The following is a 25,831-nucleotide window of genomic DNA, read 5'->3' on the forward strand; positions in this document are numbered from 1 at the left end:
AAGGGCTTGACCCCCGTGGCGATCCGGCGTACTCGGCGGGGTCGTCACGGGCCGCTCTGCTCCTGGGGAACCTCGATCCGGACGATGCGGTCGTCTCCGGGCCGGGGGTCGGCGCGGCCGTTCGTGTTGTTGGTCAGCACCCAGAGGCCGCCGTCGGGCGAGGCGATCACCGTGCGCAGCCTGCCGAAGTCTCCGGTGAGGTAGTCGGTGTAGGTCGAGGTGTCGGCCACCGGCACCGCCCGCAGACGTTCGCCACGGAGGTTCGCGATGTAGACCGTCTCGTCGACGACCGCGATGCCGCTGGGGCTCGCCTCGCCGGGCGACCACTGCTGAACCGGGTCGGTGAAGCCGTCACGCTGAGCCTTCCCCTCGACCGTCGGCCATCCGTAGTTGGCGCCGGGTTCGATGACGTTGAGCTCGTCCCACGTGTCCTGCCCGAATTCGCTCGCGAACATGGTGCCGTCCGCCGCCCATGCCAGGCCCTGCACGTTGCGGTGGCCGTAGCTGTAGACCGCCGATCCGGGGAACGGATTGTCGGCCGGGATCCCGCCGTCAGGTGTGAGCCGCAGGATCTTGCCGCTCAGCGCGTCCAGATCCTGCGACGACGACCGGTCACCGGCGTCACCCACCCCGGCGTAGAGCATTCCGTCAGGACCGAACGCGAGCCTGCCGCCGTTGTGGAAGCTGGCCTTCGGAAGGCCGTCGATGAGCGTCGCGACCTCGCCCAGCCCGTAGGAGCCGGCGGCGCCGGTGAGATCGATCCGCTGGATGCGGTTGCCGTCCGCGCCGGTCGAATAGGCGTACAACCGATCCTGGTCGTCGACCGCGAGGCCGAGCAGACCGCCCTCGCCGGCCGGCGTCACGCCTCGGACGACGCCCACCTCGCGCGCGCTGCCGGCGGCGTCGAGTTCGAGGATCCGCCCGGTGTCTCGTTCACTGACGAGCGCCGTCTCTCCCACGAACGCGATCGACCAGGGCAGTGCGAGGCCGGTGGTGACGTCGCGCAGGTCCTGCGCAGGAACATCGGATGCTGCGGACGACGTCGCGGGCGAGGCATCCGGCGTCACCCCCGCGGTGGGGGCGCACCCGGCGAGGACCGCGATGACGCCGAGCGCGGACGTGAACGCCACCGGCCCGCGGCGACTCTTCACAGCCGCACCTCCCGGCGCCCGACGGCGGTCAAGAGATCTCCTTCTGCGCTTCGGCCTCGGCGCGCGGAGCGGTCGTCACGCCGGTCTCGTCGGCATCCGGGCCGGCCTCCTCGGCGGGCGCGCCGACGGACGTCACGCCACGGTCTCCGCGGGTCTTGAGCAGGCTCGCGACCGTCGCGACCGCGATCGTCGTCCCGATGAACAGGAGTGAGAACCAGATCGGGATCTCGGGTGCCCACAGCATGGGCTCGCCGCCGTTGATGAACGGGAGCTCGTTGACGTGCATGGCGTGCAGAACGAGCTTGACGCCGATGAAGGCGAGGATGACGGCCAGGCCCTGCGCGAGGTAGACCAGACGCTCCAGCAGTCCGCCGATGAGGAAGTACAGCTGACGAAGACCCATGAGGGCGAAGGCGTTCGCGGTGAACACGATGTACGCCTCGTTGGTGAGGCCGTAGATCGCGGGGATCGAGTCGACCGCGAAGATGAGGTCGATGAAGCCGATCGCGACGATCACGAGGAACATCGGCGTGACGAAGCGCTTGCCGCTCTTCTTCACGGTGAGCTTGTCGCCGTTGTACTCGTCGCTCACGGGAAGGTGCCGACGCACGAAGCGCATGAACTTCCCGTCGGCGGGGTTCGAGTCGCCGTGAGCGAATGCCTGGCGGTATGCCAGGAACAGCAGGAGCGCGCCGAAGATGTAGAACACCCACGAGAAGTTCTCGATCAGCCCGGCGCCGATCGCGATGAACGCGCCACGCAGGATCAGCGCGATCACGATGCCGATCATCAGCACCTTCTGCTGGTAGATCTTCGGGACCGCGAAGCCGGTCATCAGGAGCAGGAACACGAAGAGGTTGTCGATCGACAGCGCCTTCTCCGTCAGGTAGCCGGCGAAGTACTCACCGCCGAAGGTCCACCCCGACACCATGCCGATACCGACGCCGAAGAGCAGCGCCAGACCGATGTAGAAGGCCGACCAGCGGGCGGACTCGCCGACGGTCGGCTCGTGCGGTTTGCGGACGTGGGCGAAGAACTCGTACACGAAGAACAGGATCGTGATGGCGATCGTGATGATCCAGATGAGGGGCGTGACCTGCAACGGAGACTCCAAGGGTGGCGTGATGAACATCGACGTCAAGGTCTTCTCCATTCCAGCTGCGCTGGAACCGGTGGCCCGGGATGCGATGCATCCGTGATGACGAGCCGGCCGTACCGGAGTACTCCCCTTGGTGGGTTCCGATCTTATTCATTCGAATGCGTGCAACCTGAGAGATCGCCCCATCGGGTGCGTCCGGCGCCCCGTGGCTCACGAGTCCCCGGGTGTGCATCCGGGGGGCTCGGAGTTGCCGCTGATGACGAAGTCGCCGCAGGTGAGGAAATGCTCCTGGTTCACGCCCAGCGCGTACGACCCGATCACCACGCCGAGAACGACGAAGATGATGAGCCACTTGGTGCGCGGAAGCGTTTTGTCGGCGAAGTCCGGCCACATGATCCGCACCAGCACCCAGAGCGTGAAGGGGATGCCGACCAGTACGGCCAGCAGCGCGGCCAGATCGAGCAGGGCTATTCGGAGGTCGGTCGTGTCGTCGTCGGCGACGAAGTTGAGCAGCAGCCACACCGAGGGCAGGAGCAGCACGAGCGCACGCGCAAGACGCGCGCCCACGGGGCGACGCTCGACCAGCACGTAGACCAGCGCCGCGGTCGACGCCGCCCAGAGCGCCAGGATGTCGTCGAAGAAGATCTCCCCCCACGCTCCGAGCGTGAAGGCCGGCCACCACGCGACCACGACCATGCCGACCATGATCACTCCGATGGGCACCTCGCGGCGTCGGCGCTCGTCATCTGATGTCGCATCTCTGAAGTCGCTCACCCTTGCACGCTAACGGCGCTCGCACGCTCGGCGGTAGCGCGCAGACGAGTCGCCTTCGGCCGAAGCCCCTTTCCCCGGCGTCCACTAGCGTGGCGAAAGGATGTGTCGTGCGAAGGAGCCCTGTGGCTGATCGAGTGGCGTTCGTGCTCGGCGGCGGCGGCCTGCGCGGCGCCGTGCAGATCGGCATGCTGCGGGCGCTCCTGGAGCGGGGGATCACCCCGGACCTGATCGTCGGGACCTCGATCGGTGCCATCAACGGCGCCATCGTCGCGCAGACACCGACGGTGGACGCTCTGGATGATCTCCTAACGGCCTGGATCTCGCCCGAAGCCGCCTCCGTCTACGGGGATTCGTTCGTCACGCAGTTCTCACGGCTGATCCGCACCCGCACGCACCTGAACTCCCCCGCCCCGCTCCGGCGACTGTTCGAGCAGATCCTCGGCGCCGACACACGGTTCGAGGATCTGGCCGTCCCGCTGCTCGTCGTCGCCGCGAGCATCGAGCAGGCCGCCGAGCGCATCTTCGATTCCGGACTGCTGGTGCCTGCGGTTCTCGCGTCCTCCTCGGTGCCGGGCCTCCTGCCGCCGACCAGGATCGGCGACGAGACGTTCATCGACGGCGGCATCGTCAATTCGATCCCCATCAGCCCGGCTCTCGCGGCAGGTGCGACCGTCGTCTACGTGCTGCAGGTCGGTCGTGTCGAACAACCGCTCGCCCCTCCGCGTACGGCGATCCAGACGGCCCAGGTGGCGTTCGAGGTGGCTCGCCGACATCGGTTCGCCCATGATGTGGCGAGCATTCCCGCCGGTGTGAGCCTGCACGTGCTGCCCAGCGGAGGTGCGCTCGAGGGTGACGCGTCCCTGTTGTCGTACCGCCGCGCCGACACCGTGCGCACCCGCATCGACCTCGCCTACCAGGCATCCGTCGACTATCTCGACGGCCTCTCGCAGACCAGGGACGTTCGCGCATGACCCGTCTGCCTCCGGTGTGGGTGCGGCGCGTGCTCCTGGCTCCGCTGGTCGCCGTCGGCGGACCGCTCCTGATCGGATTCACGCCGCTGATCCTGATCGCCTTCGTCATCATCGCGTCGGCCATCCCGCGTCGATTCCGCTGGCCACGTGCTGTGCTGATGCTTCTCGTCTACGTGCTGTGGGACGCCCTGCTGCTCATCGTCCTGTTCGCGCTGTGGATCGGTTCGGGATTCGGCTGGAAGGTGCGCTCCCCGGCCTTCGTGCGGGCCCACTACGCCGTGGCAGCCTTCGCGCTGCGAGCGCTGTTCTGGGTGAGTCGCGGGGTGCTCAAGGTGCGCATCGCGACGGAGGCCGCCGAGGAGACCGGAGCTGGCACCGCCCCTGCGTCGTTCGAGCGGATGTTCCGGCCGGGGCAGCCGCTGGTCGTGGCGAGCAGACACGCCGGCCCCGGGGATTCGTTCATCCTTATGCACGCGCTGCTGAACCACGTGAAGCGGATGCCGCGGGTGGTGGTGAAGGACACGATGCAGTGGGACCCCGCCATCGACGTCCTCCTGAACCGGCTGCCCACCCGTTTCATCACACCGACCGGCTTCGCCGCCCCGCCCGGCGCGGCCCCCCGGACCGGATCTGCACACCCCGCGACCGAGATGATCTCCGACCTCGCCAAGGGACTCGGGCCGGCCGACGCCTTCGTCATCTTCCCCGAGGGCGGCAACTACACCGAGGCCCGCCGCACCAGCCGCATCGACCGGCTGCGTCAGGGCGGCAACGAGCCTCTCGCCGCCCGCGCGGAGGCGCTGCAGCATGTGCTCGCTCCGCAGCCCGGCGGACTTTATGCCGCTCTCGATTCGGCCCCCGATGCGGACGTCGTGTTCATCGCCCATTCCGGGCTCGACGAACTCGCCACGGCCGGCGACCTGTGGCGGGCGCTACCGACCGAGAAGCGGATCGTGCTCCACGCCTGGCGGGTGCCGCGCGCAGAGGTGCCCACCGACCGCGAGGACCAGGTGATCTGGCTGTTCGAATGGTTCGCCCGCATCGACGCCTGGGTGGGAGGGCGTTCCTCGCTACCATGATCTCGTCGTCCCCTCGTCACTTCGGAAGGCCACCCATGCGCGTCACCCCTCGACCGTGGATGGCCTTCGTCATCTGGTTCGGCTATTGCGTCGTCATCGTGACGGTGACACTGCTGAGCGGGATCCCCTTTCCTGAGGTCGGGACGACAGCGGATGCCACGTGGCGGGGCGCCGTCATGGATCTCGCGGTCGCCGCCGCGCTGCTCGTCATCGTCACCTCTCTGCTGGGATGGTGGCGGCCCGCTCTCTTCGAGCAGAAACGGGCGCAGCGCACGTGGCCGGTCTTCGTGCCGATCGTCATGGCGATCGCGGCCGTCCTCAACCTGGCGAACACGGACTGGTCGCAGTTCGACACCTCCTTCCTGCTGTCACTGATCGCCCTCGGTGTGCTGGTCGGATTCAGCGAGGAGATGATGGCCCGAGGCCTGGTGCTCACCTCGCTCCGGTCGCGGCTGAGCGAGGGATGGGTGTGGTTCATCTCGAGCGCCCTCTTCGGGCTCATGCACTTGTCGAACGTGATCCTCGGGGCTCCGGTCTCCGCGTCGGTCCTTCAGGCGGTGCTCGCGTTCGCCTCGGGCACCGCGTTCTACATCCTGCGCCGCGTCACGGGCTCGCTGGTCTGGGCGATGGTGCTCCACGGACTGTGGGACGTCTCGGTCTTCGCCGTCGGCCACGCGCCGATCGGCATCCCGCTCGGAGCCGTTCTCGGACCGGTCGTCGGGGTGCTGGCGCTCGCGACCGTCTTCTGGGTCATCAAGGGCACGGACGAGAAGCCCGCCGTCCGAGTTGCGGCGCGCTGACCGGGCGGAATCAGCCGCGGTCGTGACGCAGTGATCTCCGGGTGCGCGGTGCGTCGACGAAGGTATCGCGTCGAAGAGTGGTCGGCGCGACGGTCGGCACCATCGCCGGCGTCGGTCGGCGGCGTGCCGCGAAGACCAGCAGGAGGAGTCCCCCGCCGAGAAGCATTGCGGCGACGACCGGAGTGACGCCCACGTCCACGCCGCTGGCCGCCAGGCTCGGACCCTCGGGCACGATCGCCCTCGGTGCGATCACGACGGGAACCTCGGCGACTACGACCGCCGGCGAGATCACGATGCGGTACGCCACCGTGACGTCGGGCAGGATGCCGTTGCTCACGGTGATCTCGACATCGTAGGCGCCTTCCGCCGTGGGCTGACCGGTGATGGCGCCCGTGGCCGAGTCGAGACCGGTACCGGTCGGCAGCGTTCCCCCGGTCACCGCGTACGTCGGAGTGGGTGTGCCCGAAGCAGTGATCGTGTGCGAGTAGCTCTCGCCGATGCGGCCGGCCGGGGGCGCGCTCGACGTGATCTCAGGACTCGACGTGACCGTGCCGGGCGTCGATTCGCACCCGACCGGGGCGGTGATCGTGTTGGTGTCGAGGGTCACGGCGGCGGTGCGGGCGAGCAGTCGTCCCGTCACGGTCGCGCCGGTCTTGGCGCTGACCGACTCGTTGGCCATCACGGTGCCGACGAACTGCGCGCCGGGGTCGAGCGTGGCGGAACTGCCGACCTGCCAGAAGACGTTGCACGCGCTCGCTCCACCGGTGACAGTGATGATGGCGCTCGAGCCGACGGTCAGGGTGGACGCGGCCTGGAAGACCCAGACCGACTGCGCCGTGCCCTCGAGGGTCAGCGCGCCGGTGACCGACAATTCGCCACCCGAGTACACGCCCGGCGTCAGAGACAGTCCCGTCAGGTCTTCCAGTCCGCTCTGCTGGGGCGTCAGGCTGGCCGCCACCCCGTATGCCGTCGTGAGATCGTTCTGGGCCGTGGCGGCCACCGTGTCCGTGGCGTGAATCACGCCGTTGATGACGCCCGGCGGGAAACCGGTGATCGACGTGCCCGGGCTCAAACCGACGTCGCCGTTCAGGACCGACAGTCCGGTGTTCGTCACGGTCGACGCTGCCAGCACCGAGAACGGCGCGGCCGTTCCCAAGTCGATGGGGCCGTCGATGGAGGTGGCCGCGGATGCTGCCGACAGCGGCATCACCGCCAGGGCGAGAGCAGCGGAGGCTGTGGCGAGGGTGACGACGACAGAGCGGACACGTGCGGATTGCTGGACCAAAGTTCGATCCCCTTCATTAGGGAGGAACAAGGATTGCGACCGAGAGTCGACAGCAGCTGCGCCTGTTGCCAGTACTAGCACGCCGCGGGTGACTGCAGTCCGTTCTCTCCGAAGCGTGTACCCAACCGTGACCTACGGGTGGCGGATGAGTCGCGGTACGAGCGCGACCATCATCACCATCGCGACGAGCTCGACGAGTGTCTGGGTCACCACCACCAGGGGAGTGAGGGCGAAGGATGATGCCGGGAGCGCCAGGGCGAGCGGGAGGACGACGAGCGAGTTTCGGGTCACCCCGCTGAAGATCACGGCGCGACGGCCGGGGGCGTCCATTCGGATGGCTCCTCCGACCAGCATGCCGAGCACGGCGGCGATCGGGACGAACACGACGAACAGCGGCACCGCCCGCAGCAGTTCAGGCAGGGAGCCGGCGACGGCCGAGATCTGCGAAGCGATCACGATGGCGAGGGTGACCATCATGAGAGGCACCATGACCGCCGTCGATCCCCGTGCGACGCGGCGCCCGACCTCGGCCCGTTCCGCCAGCACCTGGGTGCCCACGGCGAGGACGAGGGGCACCACGATCAGCAGCAGGAACGCGTCGACAAACGGTCGCGCGTCGAATGCCGCCACGACCTCGCCGCCCGCGATCACCCAGAGGAAGAGCGGGAGCAGCGCCACCTGCACCAGCATCAGCAGGGGCGTCGCCGCCAGGAGCCGGTCGCGGGCGCCGCCGGCCAGCCCCGCGAACACGATGACGTAATCGACGCACGGAGTGAGCAGCACCAGGAGTACACCGACGAGGACGGCCTGATCGTCGGTGACGAAACGGGTGAGAACGAAGACCACGGCGGGGACCAGCACGAAGGTCACGACGATCACCGCGCCGAGGAAGCGACCGTCGCGGAACCCGCGGAGCATCGACGGGAAAGGCACGCCGAGGAACGTCGCGTAGAGGAGGAGGCCCAGGGCGGGGGTGATCGCGAGCTCCAGCGGATGCGCCCATGCGGGTGCGATCAGTCCCAGCCCGGCGCCGGCGGCGATCGCGGCCAGATAGAGCGCGATCTGATGGCGCTCGCCCCACTCCACCGCTCTGCCCATGCCATCCAGCATGGGCGCTGCGGGCGCCACCCGCTTCATCTGTCGCGGTCGCCGCGGATCATCGACCTTCGGGCTGACACGACGGGCACCACCAGGTGCGCCGCTGCTCGGGATCGAGGGGCCGCTCCGCGCGCACCCGGATGACCGTGCCGCATCGCAGACACGGCCGACCCGCGCGGCCGACGACCCAGTGCGATGAGCCCTTACCGGATCGGCCGGTCGTCACCTGGTAGAGACCCGGCGTGGTGGCCGACAGGCGCAGCGCCCGCGCAGCCGTGCCGACCAGGGGATCGAGGTCGACCTCGCCGATCGGCCGGAACGGGTGGATGCCGCGTAGGAACGCCACCTCGTTGACCCACAGGTTTCCGAGACCCGCCATGTTCCGCTGATCGAGGAGCGCGGCGACGAGCGGGCGGGTGGGATCCTCTGCCAGCCTGCGCACGGCCTCTTCCGCGTCCCAATCGGATCGGAGCGGATCGGGTCCGAGATGACCGATCACATCGGACTCGCTCGCGGTCGGAACGCGTTCGACGACGGGAAGGTCGATTCCCCACAGAGTGACCCCGCTCGTCAGCTGCAGGCGCACCCGCACGGAGGGCTGAACGGCACGCGGGAGGGCCTTGCCGCGGCCCGTGATGCTCCAGCTGCCCTGCATCCGCAGATGCGTGTGCACCGTGGTGGCGTCGCTCAGCCGCATCAGCAGGTGCTTGCCGTGCGTCGCGTACTCCTCTATCCGCAGCCCGGCCAGTGAAGCGCCCGCGGCATTGCCCGAGCGGAGTTCTCCGGCGACGATGACCGCGCCGTCGGACGCACGGCGCAGCCGCTCCGCGAGGCGATACACACTGTCGCCTTCGGGCATACCGTGATCGTAAGCGTGGCCGCCGACACGGTGGCGCCCGTCTGCGCAGGCCTCAGCCGTGCCGCTCGTAATGGCGCACGCGCTCGTCTCGAGTCAGGAGGAATCGGTCGTCTTCGGGATAGAAGACCGCGGTGTCGACGTCCTCCCCCGCGAACGCCGCAACCGCTTCGAACGATCGCCATCGTGACACCGTGGTGATCTCCGTGGTGCCGTCGCCGACGTCTCGCGTCAGCAGCCAGGCATCGAGATTGCCCGGCGTCCGCCGGTACTGCGCCATCCCGGTGCGCTCGACATACTCCGCGTACACATCTCGATCCCGGGTGCGCACGGTGCCCGACCACATGCGGACCACCTCGTGATGATCATCCATAAACTGCTCCTGTCTGTGAGAGTGAGGCATCCGTCGCCCCCGTCGTCGGCGCTCGATCGAGGGCGATGTCATCGAGCCGCCGCACCGTGCGCAGGGGTGACAGCGCAACCCAGGCGATCGTCGACAAGCAGAGGACGGCGCCGACGAGGATGCCGAGACGGGCGCCCAGGACGTCGCCGACCAGCCCGCCGGCGAGGGCTCCCAGGGGAATGGTGCCGTAGGTCACGCAGCGCATCGTCGCATTGACGCGGCCCAGGAGCTCGTTCGGGGTTCGCAGCTGCCGGATCGTGATCAGCAGGACGCTGGAGAGCGCGGTGCCCATGCCGTTGACCGCCATGAGGACCGAGAGGACCGCGACGCTGGCGAACGCTTCCCACGCAGGATCCACGACGGGGATCAGCAGCAGGGCAGCGCACTCGACCGTCGCGCACATCACCATCACCGCTCCGACCCGCGATGAGAGCCGTGACGCCAGCGAGGCGCCGGCGAGCGCTCCCACCGCTCCGGCGGAGAAGACGATGCCGACCTGAGCGGCAGATAGGCCGAGCTCCCGGACCGCGTAGAGGGTGAGCAGGAGGGTGACCCACTGTGCAAAGGGGTTGTAGATGGCCGAGAAGCCGACGTTCGCCCGGAGGAACGGATCGCGCATGACGTGCCGAGCGCCCGCCCGCAGTTCGGAGAGGAAGTTGCGCCGATCGGCGATCGGCGCGACCTCGCTCGAACGCATCGCGATGAGCGCCACCGCAGATAGCACATAGGTGACGGCGTTGACCGCGAGCGTCGCCGTGACTCCGAAGACCTGCAGCAGCAGCCCGCCGAGTCCGGGACCCCCCACCTCGCCGGCAGCCGCCGTGGCCTGGATCCGCGAGTTCGCGACCCCGAGCCGTTCCCGCGGTACGAGAGCGGGGATCGCTGACTGATGACCGATCTCGTAGACGACGGTGAAGGTGCCCAGCACGATCACCGCCACCAGGAGCATCGGAAATCCCAGCACGCCGGTCGCGGCGGCAACAACGAGTCCGATCGTGAGGATGCCGCGGCTGAGCTCGGAGACGATCAGCATCGTCCGCCGCCGGTGCCGGTCGATCACCACGCCGAGCGGGAGCGAGAGAAGGAGGAACGGGAGCCACTGAGCGGCGCCGAGCACGCCGAGATCTATGGATGAGACATGCAGAACCGAGACGGCGATCAACGGGACGGCGAATTCCCTGATCTGGTCGCCGGTCACCGACGCTCCCTGCGCGAACCAGAACAGCCTGAAGTCGCGACGCCACCCGCGAGGCGGGCTGCTTGTAACGCGTAATCGGTTGTTCATGCATTAGACCTTCGCGCATCTCTAATGCGATAGCAAGTCGTAGACCATTAGACTGATGACATGGATGGCGAGGCGGAGACGGCGGGGAAGGCCGGCCATCGACGCGAGTTCTCCCGGATCGCCGGGCACCGCGCCCTCGACTTCGTCAACACGGTCGAGTGGCGGCTTTCGCCGTCTCGATTCGAGGAGGACCTCAACGAGTACGCCGATGTCCTCCGGTGGTCGACGCAGCTCGATCTGATCGGCGAGCGTGACGCCGACGACCTGCGGCGTGCTGCGGAGGCCTCCGTGGCTCCGTCATCCGGACCCGGTACCGGCGCCGATCCTGGAGCGGAGACGGCCCGTGTGCGACGACTTCGTGAGGCGATCTATCGCGTCCTGTACGCGGCCGCCGACCCGGAGCCGATCATCGCCGAGTACCGGGAGGCGCTCGACCGCGGACGCCTCGAGTGGGTCGGCGGGCGCTGGTCCTGGCAGTTCCCGATCGACCTGGCACTGCCCCGTCGGCGGATCGCGCTGGAGGCGTTCGATCTCCTGTCCCGCGACGATCTCGCGCAGCTCGCGCAGTGTCAGGACGCCGACTGCGGATGGGTGTTCCTCGATACCTCCCCCCGGCACAATCGACGTTGGTGCGTCTCGGCGGACTGCGGGAACCGCAACCGGGTGCGGGAGTTCTACGAGCGGACGAAGTCGACCACCTGAGAACGTGACCCAGGTCCCGCAGACCTGAGCATTCACGGGGCGACCGGACCTTCTCCGTGGAGTTCGCCGGTGTCATACTCATCGCATGCGCAGCCTCCCCGCCGCGGCCGCGCTCGCCGCGGCATCCGTTCTCCTCGTCGCGTGCACGGCCTCCACTCCGCCGCCGACGTCCACGGTGTCGGCGGCCGGTTCCGTCGCCGATGTGCCCGACGACCGCTTCACCCCCGTGATCGGCGAGGTGATAAGCGTTCCCCGGGGCGTTCCCACGACCGACGGTCGCGTGCACATCGCCTACGAGCTTCATCTCCGCAACGTGACGAGTCAGACCGCCACGATCGCCTCGGTCGACGTGCTCGATCAAACCGGATCGTCACTCGAGCGTCTCGATGGGGACGACGTCCTGCCGTGGGTGCATGTCTCCGGTGCCACCGCGGCGACGAGGACCCTCGGGCCCGGCCAGGGGGCGCTGGTGTGGCTCGACGTCGTCGTCGATTCGATGGACGCGCTGCCCACGACGCTCGCACACGATGTGACGCTCCGGTTCGACCCCGGCGCGCTGCCGATCATTCCGAACGAGATGACCGAGCGTCTGGCGGTGACGACGGTGGATGCCGCGCCGGCGGTCGTCATCGGCCCGCCGCTGGAAGGAGCCGGCTGGTTGAACGGGAACAGCTGCTGCACGGTCACCCCGCACCGGGCGGCCGTCAATCCGATCAACGGATCGCTGCACGCACCGGAGCGGTACGCCATCGACTACGTCAGACTCGATGATGAGGGTTCTTTCCGTGACGGACCGGCGGATGACCTGAGCAGCTATCCGTACTACGGCGCGAGCATCCTCGCCGTCGGGGACGGACCGATCGTGTCGATGCGGTTCGATCTCCCCGAGCAGACGCCCGGCGCGAATCCCTCCGGCCTGACCCTCGACGAGTACGGCGGCAATCACATCGTGCAGGATCTCGGGAACGGCGTGTACGCGTTCTACGCCCACCTGCAGACCGGCAATCCCGTTCAGGTGGAGGTCGGTCAGCAGTTGAAGAAGGGGGAGGAGATCGCCCTGCTCGGCAACACCGGCAACACCGACTCGCCCCACTTGCACTTCCACCTCATGGACTCCCCCAGTCCCCTCGGGTCGAACGGCATCCCCTTCGTGTACGACTCCTTCACCCTGCAGGGATCCATCACCGCCGACGACCTCGATGCCGGCATCGACGAGGGCGGCCCCTTCACCATCGACTTCGGCGACGCGGGATCGGAGACGGACCTGTATCCGATCTGGCTGAGCGTGACAGATTATCCGACGCCGGCGAAGTGATCCCGACCTCCCGTGGATGCCGTCCACCAGACTGAAGGCATGAGCGACGAAACCCGCCGGTGGGTGCTGCACGTCGACATGGACCAGTTCATCGCGGCCGTCGAGGTTCTTCGGCATCCTGAGCTGGCGGGCCTTCCGCTCATCGTCGGCGGGCGAGGGGATCCGACCGAGCGCGCCGTCGTCTCCACGGCGTCCTACGAGGCGAGGAAGTTCGGTGTCGGGTCGGGAATGCCGCTGAGGATCGCCGCGCGCAAGGCGCCGGACGCGGTGATCCTCCCGGTCGATGCCCCGGCGTACACGGCCGTGTCGATTGAAGTGATGGAAACCCTGCGCGAGCAGCCCGGAGCTGTCGTGCAGGTACTCGGGTGGGACGAGGCGTTCGTCGGGATCGAGGCATCCGATCCCGAATCGTATGCGGCACATCTTCAGAGCGCGGTGCTCGCACGAACCTCGCTGCACTGCAGCGTGGGCATCGGCGACACCCTGGTGAGGGCGAAAGTGGCGACCGGTTTCGGAAAGCCTCGAGGCTCCTTCCGCCTGACCGCGTCGAACTGGCTCGAGGTGATGGGACCACGCCCGACGATCGAGCTGTGGGGCGTCGGCACCAAGATCTCGCGGCGACTCGAAGGCCTCGGCGTCCGCACCATCGCAGAGTTGGCCGCCGCCGACGACGCGAAGCTCGCGGGGGAGTTCGGCCCGCGAATGGGTCCGTGGTACGCCCAACTGGGGCGTGGCGAGGGCTCGTCGGTCGTCGATGACACTCCCTGGGTGGCCCGCGGACACGCGCACGAGACGACGTTCCCGCGGGACCTGACGACACCGGAGCAGATCGACGACGCGATCCGCGATCTGCTCTCGCAGGTGCTCGCCGATGTGGCCGCCGAGGGGCGACCCGTCGTCGGCCTCGCGCTGAAGGTTCGCTACGCCCCGTTCTCCACCAAGACCTTCACGAAGAAAGTGCCGCCCACGGATGACGGGCGGGAGGTGCTCGCCCACGTGATGGCGCTCGTGGCGAAGATGGAGCCCGACCGGCCCGTCCGCCTCCTCGGTGTGCGCGCCGAGATGGCGATGCCCGACGACGCCCGCGAGGGGCACACGCCGACGCGCGGGGGGTGGTGACGCCGCGCGATCGCCCCGCGCGTGTCGGCGAACCCCATCGTCACGCATGCCTCGGAGCAGGGCACCTCGGCCCGTGCGAGCATGGGGCCGTGAAACCGTACTCAGACTTCGCGCCGCGCCGAACCCGGCAGGTCCTCGCCGATGTGATCGCCCTCGTGCTCATCGCCTGCTGGATCTGGCTGGGGGTCGCGGTTCACGCGCTGATCAGCGACCTGGCGGCGTACGGCGAGCAGATCGAGGACGCCGGGGCGGACTTCCGCCAGAGCATGACCGAGGTGGGCGAGACCCTCGGCGGTGTTCCGCTCATCGGTCAGGGCATCCGGGCGCCGTTCACCGGGGCGAGCGACGCGGGCGGGGTGCTCGAGGCAGCGGGTCAGAGTCAGCAGGAGTTGGTCGACCAGCTGGCGGTCACGCTCGGCGTCGGCATCGCGACCCTGCCCGTCATCATGATCCTCGTGGTCTGGCTGGTGCCGCGACTCCGTTTCGCCGTGCGCGCCGGTCGCGCGCGGTCGATGGTCCGCGCCGGGGTGGGCATCGATCTCCTGGCCCTCCGTGCGCTGACCAACCTGAAGATCTCGACGATCGCCCGGGTCGACCGCGATGCCATGGGCGCCTGGCGTCGGGGCGACGAGGTCGTCATGCGCGCGCTGGCGGCGCAGGAGCTCGAGCGTTCAGGCATCCGTCTGAGTCGGTGAGTCCCGCGCGAACCCTGTCGCGGCGACCGGCGGTTCGTGTCGGCAACGCGCCCGGCGCGCGTCAGTCGGGGACGATCACGACCGTCTCGATGAGATCGCCGCGCAGGGTGAAGCGGAACGGGCTGGTGCCGTTGAACCCCGCACCGGTCACCGTCAGATGCACCAGGTAGGTGTCGGGTCCGTCTTCCGCGATGTCGACGAGCTCGAAATGGGACTGCTTGCCGATGTTGTCGGTGCGATCCCACTCCCGGATGCCGCGGTGGCCCCGCGCCACACGGCCCCAGTCGTCGAGCGACCCGTCTTCCGCGAAGGCCGCGACGAAGGCGTCGGAGTCTCCGGCATTCGTCGCATCGATGAAGGCGGAGATGGGGGCGGGGATGTCGGTCATGCCCCGATCCTTCCGCGTGGGCGCGGCCGCGTCCAGGCTCGGGTCCGCTCAGCGTGCGGGCAACCACCCGTAGTTCAATTCGTAAGTCTTCGCTATCGATAGCAGCCGGTCATCTTCGAAGTGCTTCGCGACGAGCATGACCCCGACGGGTAGGCCCTCGTACTCCGCCGCCGGCATGGAGAGGGCGGGATGCCCTGTCACGTTGTGGATCGGAGTGTTGCCCGTCATCGTCCATCCGCGGCGACCGACTTGTGCGCGAGTGGCGTCCGGGTCGATCTTGTGCGCATAATGCGTCGCTGTCGGCATCGCGACGACGTCGACATCCGCCAGAGCTGCGTCGTAGGCCGCCCGCAGCACCACGGTCGCGTTCCGAGCCTCCCCGTAAACAGCGCCGTCGAAGCGGTCTTTGACGAGTTCACCCGCGGTCACCATCGCCTGATAGGTAATGGGGGCCAAAGCCCCACGCTCCTTGAAGCCGCGCGACATCGCCTGCGCGAACTCGGGGTTGTACGTGCCCGTCCAGTTGTGCGCCTCACCGTTGGACCAGTGGTTAGCCGCAATGCCCTCGATGAGCGCGGCGAACATGACGTCGCCGGCCAGCACCTGCTCGGGAATCGAGATGTCGACAACCTCCGCCCCCAGGTCGGCGAGACGGCCGATGGCTTCGAGGAACGCCGAGACGGTCTCGGCGCGACCCTCGTGTCCGTCGTCCTCGATCTGCAGGGCCTCGGCCACAATGCCGATGCGAACGCCGTCCAGTCGGGTCGGCGCCCCAGCGACTGCCGCTGCGAAGTCGATGACAGGCTGGTCGACCGCCTGACGCGGGTCCGAGGGATCCGGTCCCTCCATGACATCCATCATCAGCGCCATGTCTTGGACGTTCTGGGTCATCGGACCCGCGTGGTCCACCGAACGGTCGAGCGACGCGATGCCGGTGTACGGCACGAGCCCGAAGGTCGGCTTCAGGCCCAGGTAACCGCACCAGGCGGCCGGCAGCCGCACCGACCCGCCCTGGTCGGTGCCGATGGCGATGTCCACACCGTCATACGACAGGGATGCAGCGGAACCGCCGGACGAGCCGGACGCCGCACGCGTGGGGTCGAACGGATTTCGCACCGGCCCGAACGCGCTCGTTTCGCCGCCGCCGGAAAGCGCCAGGTTCTCGAGGTTGGTCATCGCGACGATCGTCGCGCCCGCGGCGAGGAGGCGCGCGATCACCACAGCGTCTTTCGACGGTGCGTAACCGGAGGGGATCTCGGAGCCCAAGGTCATCGGCACCCCTGCGACGGAGAACAGGTCCTTCACCGCGAGGCGCTTGCCCGCGAGAGGGCCTTGGGCCGCGCCCTTCACATCGACCCAGCGGACTACCGCGTTCAGCGGATCGTCCTCGCGGGTGGCGAGCCGACCGGGTTGCCGCGGTGCGATCGTTTCACCGACGGGTGCGGCGAGGAGCTCGGAATTGGCCCGGAATCGCTCGACGCTCTCGTACACGAACCCGACGAGCTCGTGGAGCTCGTCGATGTCGATCTCCTGGACGGGGAAACCGGCGCGTGCGGCGTAGTCGACGATGTCGTCTCGGGTGACAGGGGCGGTGGATGTCGCTACAGTCGTCATCTTTTCCTCCATAAGGTCATGCGGGTGCGGTTCACAGTGCGGGCCTTACGACGTCGTACACAGGCGGGTCGGCAGGCAACCATCCCCGGGACATCTCCCATGTGCGCGCGTAGGCGATGAGTTCGTGATCGTGGAAGTGCTTGCCGACGATCATGATTCCGAGCGGCATTCCATCCACTTCCGCAGCCGGAATCGACAGAGCCGGGTGACCGGTGGCATTGTGCGTGGCGGTGTCGATCGCCATCGAGAACGAGTGCACCTGGGTGTCGTACATGGATGCCTCGGGGGTGCGGAGCATCGCGGTGGTGGGCGTCGTGGGCATGACGATCGCGTCGACGTGCTGCAGCGCGGCGTCGTACGCGGCCCGCACGGCGGGGATGGCATTCTGCGCCTGGGCGTAGACGGTGCCGTAGTAGCGCTGGCGCAAGAGTTCCCCTAGCGCTGCCGACACCCGGTAGGCGGGCGGCATCTCCGCACCGAAGGCCGCCAGACCCTTACCCACGGCGAGTCTGGTCTCGACCGAGTGCGCACCCGCCCAGTGGTAGCCGTCGCCGAACGACGTGAGGGTCGTCGCTACGGACTCGACCATCGCCCCGAAGATGATGGATCCGCCGACCAAATGCTCCGGGATCGAGATCTCGATCACTGTGGCGCCGAGGTCCTCGAGCCCCGCCACGGTGTCGTGGAAGGCGGCGAGCGCGGCCTCACGCTCCGGCGTACCGTCGGAGTAGTCGATCGCCTCCTTGAGAACACCGAAGGTGACACCGTCGAAGCGGGTCGGTGCAGTGGCCCACGCATCGACGAACGGAAGATCAGGCGTGCCGGCGACCTGGCGGGGGTCACCGATCGACCGCCCCGAAACCGCGGACATGGCGAGCGCCAGATCCTCGGTGTTGCGCGTCATCGGTCCGACATGATCGAACGTGAATTCATGGGAAGCGATGCCCTGGTACGGAACGAGGGCATGCGTGGGTTTGAGGCCGAGCACCCCGCACCACGATGCGGGGAGGCGGATGGACCCGCCCTGGTCGGTCCCGAAAGTGATGTCGATGCCGTCATAGAAGAGGGCCGCCCCCGAGCCTCCGGAAGAGCCGCCGGTCGAACGCGCAGGGTCCCACGGATTCTCGACGGCCCCCCACCGGCCCGATTCGCTACCGCCGCCCCACGCCATACCCTCCAGGTTGGTCATCGCGACGATCTGCGCTCCGGCTTCGAGTAGCCGTCGTGTGACCGGGGCATCCTCGCGCGGGACGAAGCCGTCGAAGATTTTATTGGCGGCGCTCAGTGGCACGCCGGCGACACTGATGAGGTCCTTGAGGCCGATCCGCTTGCCAGCCAGCAGATCGCTGGTGACGGCATCCGCGACCGCTTCCACATCGACCCACCGCACGATCGCGTTGAGCGGGTCGGTATCCACCGCAGCCTCAGGGCCCGAGACACGCACGGCGCGGACCGCGTCGAGCGAGGGTTGAAGGGGGGCAGCCACGATGAGAAACTCGTCGACCTGCGCCGCCATCCACTCCGCCAGCCGGGTGATGTCGACTCGCTCGAAATCTCCGAAATCGGTGCCGATACGCTGAGCCGCGGCGCGGAGTTCGTCGTACTCGAATTCGATCATGTTCGTCCGTCCTTCTTTCAGTCTTTGCCGGACCGGAACACCGGCGCGTTCGCGGGAAGCCAGCCATAAGCCTTCTCCCAGGTGCGGGCAAGGGCGATCAGACGGGCATCGTCGAAGAAGCGCCCAACGAACGTCACACCCAACGGGAGGCCCTCCGACTCCGCCCCCGGGAGCGAGAGGGCAGGGTGACCAGTGGCGTTGTGCGCGGGCGTGTCCTGTGTCATCGAAAAGCTCCGACGGTGCATCTCGTAGACGGATGCCTCGGGCTTGAGCCGCATCGCCGGAGTTCGTGTCGTCGCCATCAACACGACGTCCACTTCCTCGAACGCGCGATCGTAAGCGGCTCGCAGGACGGGGATGACGGTCTGGGCGGTCGCGTACACCGTGCCGAAGTATTTCGATCGCAGGTGCTCGCCGAGAACGGCGGCCGTCTTGTAGGCCGCCTGCAGCTCGTCACCGTGCGCGAGCAGGCCCTTGCCTACGGCGCGACGGACGTCCACCGAATGACCGCCACCGCGGTGGTATCCCTCGCCGTTGCCGTGGAGGGTTGCCGCTACGCCTTCCAGCATCGCTCCGAAGAGGATCGAAGCCGCCATGTCATGCTCCGGAATCGAGACCTCGACGACCTCGCCGCCGAGCGCCCGGATCTTCTCGACCGCGTCGGCGAACCCTGCGAGCGCGGCCTCGCGCTCAGGCGTGCCGTCAGATGCGAGTGCCTCGGTCAACAGCCCGAATCTCACGCCTTTGTAGGTGTCCGGGGCATCGGCCCAAGCCTGTACGAAAGGAAGATCGGCGGGCGTCGCAGAATCCTGGCGCACGTCGCTGATGTGCGGACCTGAGATCGCCGCCATTGCGAGCGCCATGTTCTCGGTCGTCCGCGTCATAGGCCCGACATGGTCGAAGGTGAGGTCGTGGGACGCGATCCCCGTGTAGGGGACGAGCGAATGCGTCGGCTTGAGGCCGAGCACTCCGCACCACGACGCCGGCAGGCGGACGGACCCTCCTTGATCTGTACCGAACGTGATGTCGATCCCGTCGTAGAAGAGCGATGCCGCCGATCCGCCGGACGAGCCGGATGTGGACCGAGTGAGGTCGAATGGGTTCAGGGTTGCGCCGTAGATGCCCGACTCGCCTCCGCCCCCGAACGCAACGCCCTCCATGTTCGTCATGGCGACGATGTGCCCTCCGGCACGCAGCACGCGTTCCGTGACCACAGCATCCTCCCGAGGAACGAAGCCCTCCAACAGCAGAGAGGCCGCGCTGATCGGGATGCCGGCCACGGCAATCAGGTCCTTCATGCCGATCTTCTTGCCGGCGAGCAGATCGCTCTGGACTTCGCTCGCGACGGCGACCACGTCGACCCAGCGGACGATCGCATTCAGCGGGTCCTCCGCGTGAGCCGGCGTGGCTCCCGAAACGCGGACCGCGGGCACAGCTGAGGGCGCGGGGACGAGGGCGCGGCTCACCTCGAGGAATTCATCGATGGTGGAGGCCATCCACTCTGCGAGCTGTACGACGTCGTCGCGCTCGTAGTCGTGGATGTGGGTGCCGACGCGATGCGCAGAGTTCTGCAGGTCATCGAAGTCGAACTGGATCATGGTGTCTTCTCTCTCGATGTGGTCAGGACCCTGAGCGGGAGCTCCCTATCAATTGGTAGCACCGAATGCAGTTCACTGGGTGTCTGGCCCGTTGCTCTCGTATTAGGGGCATGTAACCGAGCACACGCCTTGCGCGCATGATTTTGCCTCGCAAATACCTGATCAAAAGGAGAAACATCGCTCACAGGCCTCGTTTCGTGTTTGTAAAGTCTTCCAATTCGTTTGCATACGACCCCTGTGTGTGCCCCAATCTGGACCTACCAATTTGCTCCACAGACCCAATGGCGGCTGCACCCGGCGGACGCCACCCATTCCCGCACCAGGAGGATCCACAATGAGAACTTCTTCGGCAACATCACGGCGGCGCGTCGCCCTCGCCTCCCTCACCGTGCTCTCGATCGCCGCGGCGACTGGATGTGCGGCCACCCGCGAGGCCACTCCGGCGGCGCTCTCGTCCGCGGGCGCTGCTCGGACATCCTGCGACGAGAGCGGCAATTCGCAGGGCATCACCGCGACCACGATCAAGCTCGGATCCTTCACGCCGCTGACCGGTCCGGTCGCGGACCCAGGTACCAGCGGCCTCGCGGGCCTTCAGTACGCCATCGACGAAGCGAACGCGGCAGGTGGCATCGACGGCCATCAGGTCCAGCTCGTCGTCGAGGACGATCAGTACGACGCATCCGTCGCGTTGCAGGCGGCACGACGACTCAATGAGAGCGACGAGGTGTTCGCTTTCGCCGGCGGCATCGGCACGCCGAACTTCGTGGGCGTCCTGCCCTATATCAAGGAGAACGCGATCCCTGCGGTCGGTCCGTATGCACCCTCCAACCAGGTCGGCGTGATGGAGAACCCCGACGTCTTCATGATCTGGCCCAACTTCATCGACGAGTTCGACGTCGCCGTGTCGTGGATGATGGAGAACGAGCCGGTTGAGTCGATTTCGCTCGTCCAGCAGGTCGGCGACGTGGGTGACGACGCTCTCGCGGGTATCGAGAAAGCGCTCGACGGCACTGGCGTCGACCTGACCACGATTCAGACCGTCGAGCCCACCACCACCGACTTCTCCGCCATCGCTCAGGCGCTCCGCAATGCGGACACCGAGATGGTCATGTTCATCGCCGGACCCGTCGTCGTAGGCCAGGTCATCCAGGCAATGGCCCAGATCGGCTACACGCCGCGTCTTCTCGGACAATCAGACATGACGGACGAGTCCTGGCTGAGCGAGTTCGGCGGTATCGGCGAGGGCATGATCGTCGCGACCAAGGTCGCTCCGTTCGGATCGGAAGACCCGCTCGTTCAGCAGTTCGTGGATGAGTGGACCGCCTCCGAGGGCTCGGCTCCCAGTATGTGGAATGCCGCAGGCTACACACAGGGCCTCGTGACCCTCGAGGCGCTCCGCACCGCTCCCGCCTTGACGCGCGACTGCTTCGAGTACGCGCTTGAGACGATGTCGGGCTTCGAGACCGGGCTCATCCCGCCAGTCTCGTTCTCGTTCGATTCGCGTCAGGGTACGAACGCGGTGGGCGTGGCGAAGATCGAGGACAGCAAGGTCGTTCAGGTCGCCCCGTTCCAGCTCGTTTCAGGCGAGTGACCTGAGCTACCAGGAGAAAGTCGGCGATCGTGAATCTCAACGGCCTCACCCAGATCATCGCGAGCGCCATCGCGACGGGTGCGCTCTACGCCTTGCTGTTGTTCGGCATCCTGATCGTGTATCGGGTCAGCAAAGCTGTCAACTTCGCACACGGCGCGCTCGGAATGATCGCTGCGCTGATGACCTACACCCTTGCGGGTGAATCCGGGCTGCCGGTGTGGCTCGCGATCGCCGCCGGACTCGTCGTTGCAGCTTTCATCTCCTTCGCGACGGATCGGTTCATCCTCGAGCCGATCAGTCGCAAGGCAGGACGAGAAGGTCTCGACCTGGTTGTGACGCTCGGCATACTTCTCTTCCTCACCGCGGGGGCGGAGGCGCTCTTCGGAACCTCGACGAAGTCCTTCCTCCCCCTTGGCACGGATGTGCCGGTGGTGATCGGCGACCTGTACCTGAACATGAACCAGATCGTCGTCACTGTCGGGGTCCTGCTGCTCTTGGCCGGCTTCGCCTGGTTCCTCAACAAGACGCCGTCCGGCCTCGCGATGCGCGCCGTCGCCTCCGACCACTCGCTGGCTTCCAGCGTGGGGCTGAACGTCAGCACCGTGCGCGCTCTGACGTGGGGCTTTGCAGGTCTCACGGCCGGAATCGTCGGCATCGTCGTGGCCAGCCGGCTCTCGCTCGACGCCTACTACATGACGCCATTTCTGATCAAGGCGGTCATCGCCGGCATCATCGGAGGACTCGACCGCTTCGTCGCTCCGCTACTGGTCTGCTTCGCCCTCGCAATCTTCGAGGGGTGCGCGGCCTTCTTCCTCGGCACGAACTTCGCCGTTCCGGCGGTGTTCGTGCTCGTCATCCTGCTCCTGGCAATCCTGCCGAAGCGGTTCCTTTCCGAGAGAGGCGTGGTACGCGCATGACCGCTACGACACTCGAGACGTCGAACCCGACGCCTGCACGCGACAGCTGGGTGCTGCCCTTCACCGAACGCGCCAAGACCCTCGTCCGCCGCTCGCAGTTCGTCTCGCGTCGGCAGACCCTGATCGTCTCAATCGTCACCGGCGGTGTACTGCTGGCCGGGCCTTTCGTCCTCAACAACTATTGGCTCTATCAGGCCTCGATCCTCGTCGCGTACTCGATTGCCGTGATGGGCGCTCGGGTGCTGTTCGGCATGGCAGGAATCCTCTCGCTCGCGCAGGCGACATTCGTCGGCATCGGCGCTTATACCGCAGCGATCGCGGCGAGCGTGTACCAGCTGATCGGCATCTACGAGCTTCTGCTCGTCATCGCTGTGTCGATGCTCGCGGCGCTGATCGTCGGCATCCCCGCTCTCAGGGTAAGCGGTCTGCGTCTCGCCCTGCTGACACTGGCGGTCGGCGAACTCTTTCAATGGCTGCTCGTCCAGGGCCGTTCGATCACCGGAGGCGCCCAGGGAATTCCAGTCGCCTCGTTCTATATTCCCGGGGTCGATACCACCGACCCGGTGTTCCTGTACGGCATGTGCGCGGTCTTCGCCGTGGTCGCCACCGCCACGCTCGGACATCTGCCTTTCACTCAGCTCGGACGCAATATGGCGGCGGTCCGCGAATCGCTTTTCGCGGCGCGAAGCGTCGGTGTTGCGGTCAACCAGACGAAGCTGATCGCGTTCGTGATCGCCGGGCTCTGCGCCGGCATCTCTGGATTTCTGGTGGCTCACACCTCGCAATCCGTAACACCGACGAACTACGACATGTTTTCGTCGGTCTACATCCTCATCGGGGTGATCCTCGGCGGAACGAGCTCGACCTATGGAGCGTGGCTGGGTGCGGCATACGTGTCGATCGTTCCGCCGATCTTCGCCGCGATGAACGCCGACCGTGTGTATGTCCTCCTTTCCGGCGCCCTGCTCGTCGCCCTGATCTACGTACTGCCCGGCGGACTCGTGCAGCTCGGGCACCTGACGCGAAGGTGGGTGACGGCCGCTCGCGGGCGCGGGCGCAGAGAGACCGTCGCTGTGGCGGCGGCCACTCCGAGCGGAGTAGACCGATGAGCGCGGTCATGGAGGTTACGTCGCTCGGTATGCGCTTCGGCGGTCTCGTTGCACTCCATGACGTGTCTGTCACGCTCGAGGGCCAGCAGGTCATCGGGCTGATCGGACCCAACGGGGCGGGGAAGAGCACACTGCTGAACGCCCTCTCGGGGTTCGGCACCCCTACGGAAGGCTTCGTGCGTCTGGACGGCGAGGAGACGACGAAGTTCACGCCACAGCAGTACGCAAAAGCCGGGCTCGTTCGCAGTTTTCAGACGGCTCAGCTGCTCGAAGACGAAACGGTCGTGAGCAACCTGCTGCTGGGCCGCCAGCGCTTCACGAAGGCCGGGCCGCTCCGGCAGATGTTCGGGTGGCCGACCCACGCGAGAGCGGAGCGGGCTTGGCTCGACCAGGCGTACGCCACGCTCGATCTGCTGGATCTCCTCGAATTCGCCGAGGCCAAGGCATCGTCGCTCTCTTCGGCGACGCGGCGCCTGGTCGAGATCGGTCGCGTACTGATGGCCGAGCCGCGAATCGTCTTCCTCGACGAGCCGGCGGCAGGGCTGGATGCATCGAGCCGTGAGCAACTCGCCGAGGTACTCCGCAGCCTGCCCGAACGAGCCGGGTGCTTGATCGTGCTCGTCGAACACGATGTGAACATCGTACGAAAGGCCTGCGGTCGCTGCATCGCCTTGTCAGCCGGTCACATCCTCGCCGACGGGCCCACCGAGGAGGTCCTTGATCGTCACGACGTACGCGTCGCCTACTTTGGAGAGTCGAATGCTGTCGCTTGAGCATGTTCAGGCCTGGTACGGCCGCACCCAGGCACTGTTCGACGTGTCACTCGAGGTGGTTCCCGGCGAAGTGCTCGCGCTCGTCGGCACAAACGGTGCCGGCAAATCGAGTACGATCCGTGCGACTCTGGGCTTGATCCGCTCCAAGGGTACGGTGACGATGTACGGCACCGACGTAACGGCCTGGTCGACGCATCGACGGGTGCGCGAATTCAGCATCGGCGTTGTGCCCGAATCCAAGAGCCTCTTCCCTGCCATGACCGTGCGCGAGAACATGCTTGTTGGTCAGACGCGCACGAACGCGCGCAACCTCGACAGAGCGATCGGAGTCTTTCCGATGTTGGAATCGCGGCTGTCGACAGATGTCGGCGCTCTCTCCGGGGGACAACGACAGATGGTCGCCCTAGCGCGAACTCTCATGCGTACGCCGCGGATCCTGCTGCTGGATGAGCCGGGGCTGGGACTCGCGCCGGTGATCGTCGACGACATATACGCGCGGATCCGACAGCTGCTGAACCCGGACCTGGCCGTCGTGCTCGTCGAACAGAGTGCTGCGCGGGTTGCGAGTCTCGCCGACCAGGTGCGCCTGATCTCCATCGGCCGCAGCGGTGATCAGGTGGCCGCCTCGGACGCAGAAGGACTCCGGCGCCTGGAAGCGATCGCGTTCGGCGGGTGATCACCTATTGCCCGGATCTGCGGTGAATGGTGTTACCATTTTGCCACTCCACCTGACTGCAAGGACCACGTGATCGAAGAGGATGCGTCTATGGCTCCCACCACCGTCGACTCCGCAATCACTGGCAGTGCCGACGCTTCGCTTCCAGAATTAGACAAGCCCGCGGCGTCGACGTCTCGTCCAGACGATGAAGGTGCCAACCCCGGCCGCTTCGACGATGAGATCTCGTCGGCACTGCGGGAGTTGGTCAACGCGCTGGAGCCTGGCGCGCGTCTGCCGAACGAGCGCGAACTCGCCGAAGATCTCGGCGTGAGCCGCAACGCCCTCCGCGATCGCGTGCGCCTTCTGGAGGCGGTCGGCGTGCTATCGCGACGACAGGGCTCGGGGACGTATGTCGAGAAATCGTTCAATCCTGATGGGCTCGTCTTCGCGATGGATCTTCTGGTCACGACGGGGCAGCTGAAGCACGCCGACCTGCAGTCCGTGCGTGTCGCACTCGAGCGTCAGGCGGCAGTGCAGGCCGCGAGCGGCGCGGCGGCACCCGAACTGATCGCCGAGATGCGCTCGGCTATCGCGGCACTCTCTGACAAGTACGACACGCCTGAGATGGTGCCGGAAGACGTACGCTTCCACCGCGCGCTCGTCCGCTCGGCGAACAACCCGGCGCTCTCCTTTTTCGCGGATGCCCTACGCGGCGTGCTGGTGCGCGCCACAGAACAGGGCTCGATCAATTGGCGCGAGCAGCGGATCGGCAGGCGACTGCTCGTCGCTGTGCACGAAGACATCATTGACGCGATCGAGGAACGCGATCCCGTCGCAGCATCCAATGCCGTCGACGAGCATTTCGCACTGCACGAGCGCGTCGTCGGTCGAGCGGGCTTCGGCACCTAGATCAGCGCCCACAGCTGCAGCCTT

25 protein-coding genes are annotated in these 25,831 nt (G+C 67.1%); 13 read left to right on the plus strand and 12 right to left on the minus strand.

From position 1 onward, the window contains the following. Window positions 1-44: 44 nt before the first annotated feature. The 3 genes from ACFM35_RS11305 to ACFM35_RS11315 all read right to left on the minus strand — a co-directional run bounded on the left by ACFM35_RS11305 (window position 45) and on the right by ACFM35_RS11315 (window position 3,024). A complete protein-coding gene (locus ACFM35_RS11305) occupies window positions 45-1,151 on the minus strand; it encodes a PQQ-dependent sugar dehydrogenase (protein ID WP_378842049.1) in 1,107 nt (368 codons plus the stop codon). 28 nt (window positions 1,152-1,179) lie between these two features. Further along, the gene (locus tag ACFM35_RS11310) at window positions 1,180-2,253 is read right to left on the minus strand and encodes a TerC family protein (protein ID WP_378843006.1); all 1,074 of its coding nucleotides are present in this window, start codon (window positions 2,251-2,253) and stop codon (window positions 1,180-1,182) included. A gap of 207 nt (window positions 2,254-2,460) precedes the next feature. Next, window positions 2,461-3,024 carry a hypothetical protein gene (locus ACFM35_RS11315; protein ID WP_378842051.1) on the minus strand — a complete coding sequence of 188 codons (564 nt, stop codon included), beginning with the start codon at window positions 3,022-3,024 and terminating at the stop codon, window positions 2,461-2,463. A 122-nt stretch (window positions 3,025-3,146) separates the two neighbouring features. On the opposite strand from ACFM35_RS11315, the gene ACFM35_RS11320 reads away from it, so the two are divergent. From ACFM35_RS11320 to ACFM35_RS11330, 3 genes are read left to right on the plus strand one after another with little or no spacing between them, the layout of a single operon-like run. Continuing rightward, on the plus strand, window positions 3,147-3,995 hold the full coding sequence (locus tag ACFM35_RS11320) for a patatin-like phospholipase family protein (RefSeq protein WP_378842053.1): 849 nt from the start codon (window positions 3,147-3,149) through the stop codon (window positions 3,993-3,995). Further along, window positions 3,992-5,074, plus strand: a complete 1,083-nt coding sequence (locus ACFM35_RS11325; protein ID WP_378842055.1) for a 1-acyl-sn-glycerol-3-phosphate acyltransferase — start codon at window positions 3,992-3,994, stop codon at window positions 5,072-5,074. Before ACFM35_RS11320 ends, ACFM35_RS11325 begins: the two co-directional genes overlap by 4 nt. Window positions 5,075-5,109: 35 nt before the next feature. Continuing rightward, entirely contained in the window at window positions 5,110-5,874 is a 765-nt protein-coding gene (locus ACFM35_RS11330) for a CPBP family intramembrane glutamic endopeptidase (protein WP_378842057.1), read from the plus strand. Window positions 5,875-5,884: 10 nt separating this feature from the next. On the opposite strand, the gene ACFM35_RS11335 is transcribed toward ACFM35_RS11330, so the two are convergent. From ACFM35_RS11335 to ACFM35_RS11355, 5 genes are all read right to left on the minus strand, one after another. Next, complete coding sequence (locus ACFM35_RS11335) at window positions 5,885-7,159, minus strand: ice-binding family protein (protein WP_378842059.1); 1,275 nt, start codon at window positions 7,157-7,159, stop codon at window positions 5,885-5,887. Window positions 7,160-7,291: 132 nt separating this feature from the next. Beyond that, on the minus strand, window positions 7,292-8,257 hold the full coding sequence (locus ACFM35_RS11340) for an arsenic resistance protein (protein WP_378842061.1): 966 nt from the start codon (window positions 8,255-8,257) through the stop codon (window positions 7,292-7,294). 58 nt (window positions 8,258-8,315) lie between these two features. Next, window positions 8,316-9,116: a DNA-formamidopyrimidine glycosylase family protein gene (locus tag ACFM35_RS11345; protein WP_378842063.1), complete on the minus strand. Its 801-nt coding sequence runs from the start codon at window positions 9,114-9,116 to the stop codon at window positions 8,316-8,318. 52 nt (window positions 9,117-9,168) lie between these two features. Next, a complete protein-coding gene (locus tag ACFM35_RS11350) occupies window positions 9,169-9,486 on the minus strand; it encodes a hypothetical protein (RefSeq protein ID WP_378842065.1) in 318 nt (105 codons plus the stop codon). Further along, a complete protein-coding gene (locus ACFM35_RS11355) occupies window positions 9,479-10,801 on the minus strand; it encodes an MFS transporter (RefSeq protein ID WP_378842067.1) in 1,323 nt (440 codons plus the stop codon). Before ACFM35_RS11355 ends, ACFM35_RS11350 begins: the two co-directional genes overlap by 8 nt. A gap of 60 nt (window positions 10,802-10,861) precedes the next feature. On the opposite strand from ACFM35_RS11355, the gene ACFM35_RS11360 reads away from it, so the two are divergent. From ACFM35_RS11360 to ACFM35_RS11375, 4 genes are all read left to right on the plus strand, one after another. After that, entirely contained in the window at window positions 10,862-11,503 is a 642-nt protein-coding gene (locus tag ACFM35_RS11360) for a CGNR zinc finger domain-containing protein (protein WP_378842069.1), read from the plus strand. 85 nt (window positions 11,504-11,588) lie between these two features. After that, window positions 11,589-12,818 (plus strand): M23 family metallopeptidase, encoded by a 1,230-nt coding sequence (locus ACFM35_RS11365; RefSeq protein WP_378842071.1) that lies wholly within the window; start codon window positions 11,589-11,591, stop codon window positions 12,816-12,818. A gap of 39 nt (window positions 12,819-12,857) precedes the next feature. Next, window positions 12,858-13,937, plus strand: coding sequence for a DNA polymerase IV (locus ACFM35_RS11370; protein ID WP_378842073.1), 1,080 nt, complete (start codon window positions 12,858-12,860; stop codon window positions 13,935-13,937). 89 nt (window positions 13,938-14,026) lie between these two features. Continuing rightward, window positions 14,027-14,632, plus strand: a complete 606-nt coding sequence (locus tag ACFM35_RS11375; RefSeq protein WP_378842075.1) for a hypothetical protein — start codon at window positions 14,027-14,029, stop codon at window positions 14,630-14,632. Window positions 14,633-14,693: 61 nt separating this feature from the next. Here the strand turns inward: ACFM35_RS11375 and ACFM35_RS11380 are convergent, their stop codons facing one another. From ACFM35_RS11380 to ACFM35_RS11395, 4 genes are read right to left on the minus strand one after another with little or no spacing between them, the layout of a single operon-like run. Next, a complete protein-coding gene (locus ACFM35_RS11380) occupies window positions 14,694-15,020 on the minus strand; it encodes a nuclear transport factor 2 family protein (RefSeq protein ID WP_378842077.1) in 327 nt (108 codons plus the stop codon). Between the two features lie 48 nt (window positions 15,021-15,068). Further along, window positions 15,069-16,634 carry an amidase family protein gene (locus ACFM35_RS11385; protein ID WP_378842079.1) on the minus strand — a complete coding sequence of 522 codons (1,566 nt, stop codon included), beginning with the start codon at window positions 16,632-16,634 and terminating at the stop codon, window positions 15,069-15,071. A 31-nt stretch (window positions 16,635-16,665) separates the two neighbouring features. Then, window positions 16,666-18,252 carry an amidase family protein gene (locus ACFM35_RS11390; RefSeq protein WP_378842081.1) on the minus strand — a complete coding sequence of 529 codons (1,587 nt, stop codon included), beginning with the start codon at window positions 18,250-18,252 and terminating at the stop codon, window positions 16,666-16,668. Window positions 18,253-18,269: 17 nt separating this feature from the next. Then, a complete protein-coding gene (locus ACFM35_RS11395) occupies window positions 18,270-19,850 on the minus strand; it encodes an amidase family protein (protein ID WP_378842083.1) in 1,581 nt (526 codons plus the stop codon). Window positions 19,851-20,184: 334 nt separating this feature from the next. Here ACFM35_RS11395 and ACFM35_RS11400 point away from each other — a divergent pair, with 334 nt between their 5' ends. From ACFM35_RS11400 to ACFM35_RS11425, 6 genes are all read left to right on the plus strand, one after another. Further along, window positions 20,185-21,441, plus strand: a complete 1,257-nt coding sequence (locus ACFM35_RS11400; RefSeq protein WP_378842085.1) for an ABC transporter substrate-binding protein — start codon at window positions 20,185-20,187, stop codon at window positions 21,439-21,441. Between the two features lie 29 nt (window positions 21,442-21,470). Next, complete coding sequence (locus ACFM35_RS11405; protein ID WP_378842087.1) at window positions 21,471-22,358, plus strand: branched-chain amino acid ABC transporter permease; 888 nt, start codon at window positions 21,471-21,473, stop codon at window positions 22,356-22,358. Beyond that, window positions 22,355-23,467: a branched-chain amino acid ABC transporter permease gene (locus ACFM35_RS11410; protein ID WP_378842089.1), complete on the plus strand. Its 1,113-nt coding sequence runs from the start codon at window positions 22,355-22,357 to the stop codon at window positions 23,465-23,467. The genes ACFM35_RS11405 and ACFM35_RS11410 overlap by 4 nt, the downstream gene beginning before the upstream one ends. Window positions 23,468-23,529: 62 nt before the next feature. After that, window positions 23,530-24,240: an ABC transporter ATP-binding protein gene (locus tag ACFM35_RS11415; RefSeq protein WP_378842091.1), complete on the plus strand. Its 711-nt coding sequence runs from the start codon at window positions 23,530-23,532 to the stop codon at window positions 24,238-24,240. Continuing rightward, a complete protein-coding gene (locus ACFM35_RS11420; protein ID WP_378842093.1) occupies window positions 24,227-24,916 on the plus strand; it encodes an ABC transporter ATP-binding protein in 690 nt (229 codons plus the stop codon). The genes ACFM35_RS11415 and ACFM35_RS11420 overlap by 14 nt, the downstream gene beginning before the upstream one ends. A 90-nt stretch (window positions 24,917-25,006) precedes the next feature. Further along, window positions 25,007-25,807 carry a FadR/GntR family transcriptional regulator gene (locus tag ACFM35_RS11425; protein ID WP_378842095.1) on the plus strand — a complete coding sequence of 267 codons (801 nt, stop codon included), beginning with the start codon at window positions 25,007-25,009 and terminating at the stop codon, window positions 25,805-25,807. Window positions 25,808-25,831: the final 24 nt, after the last annotated feature.

The sequence above is a fragment of the Microbacterium songi genome (assembly GCF_042747925.1).
In the GTDB taxonomy this organism is placed as follows: Bacteria; Actinomycetota; Actinomycetes; order Actinomycetales; family Microbacteriaceae; genus Microbacterium.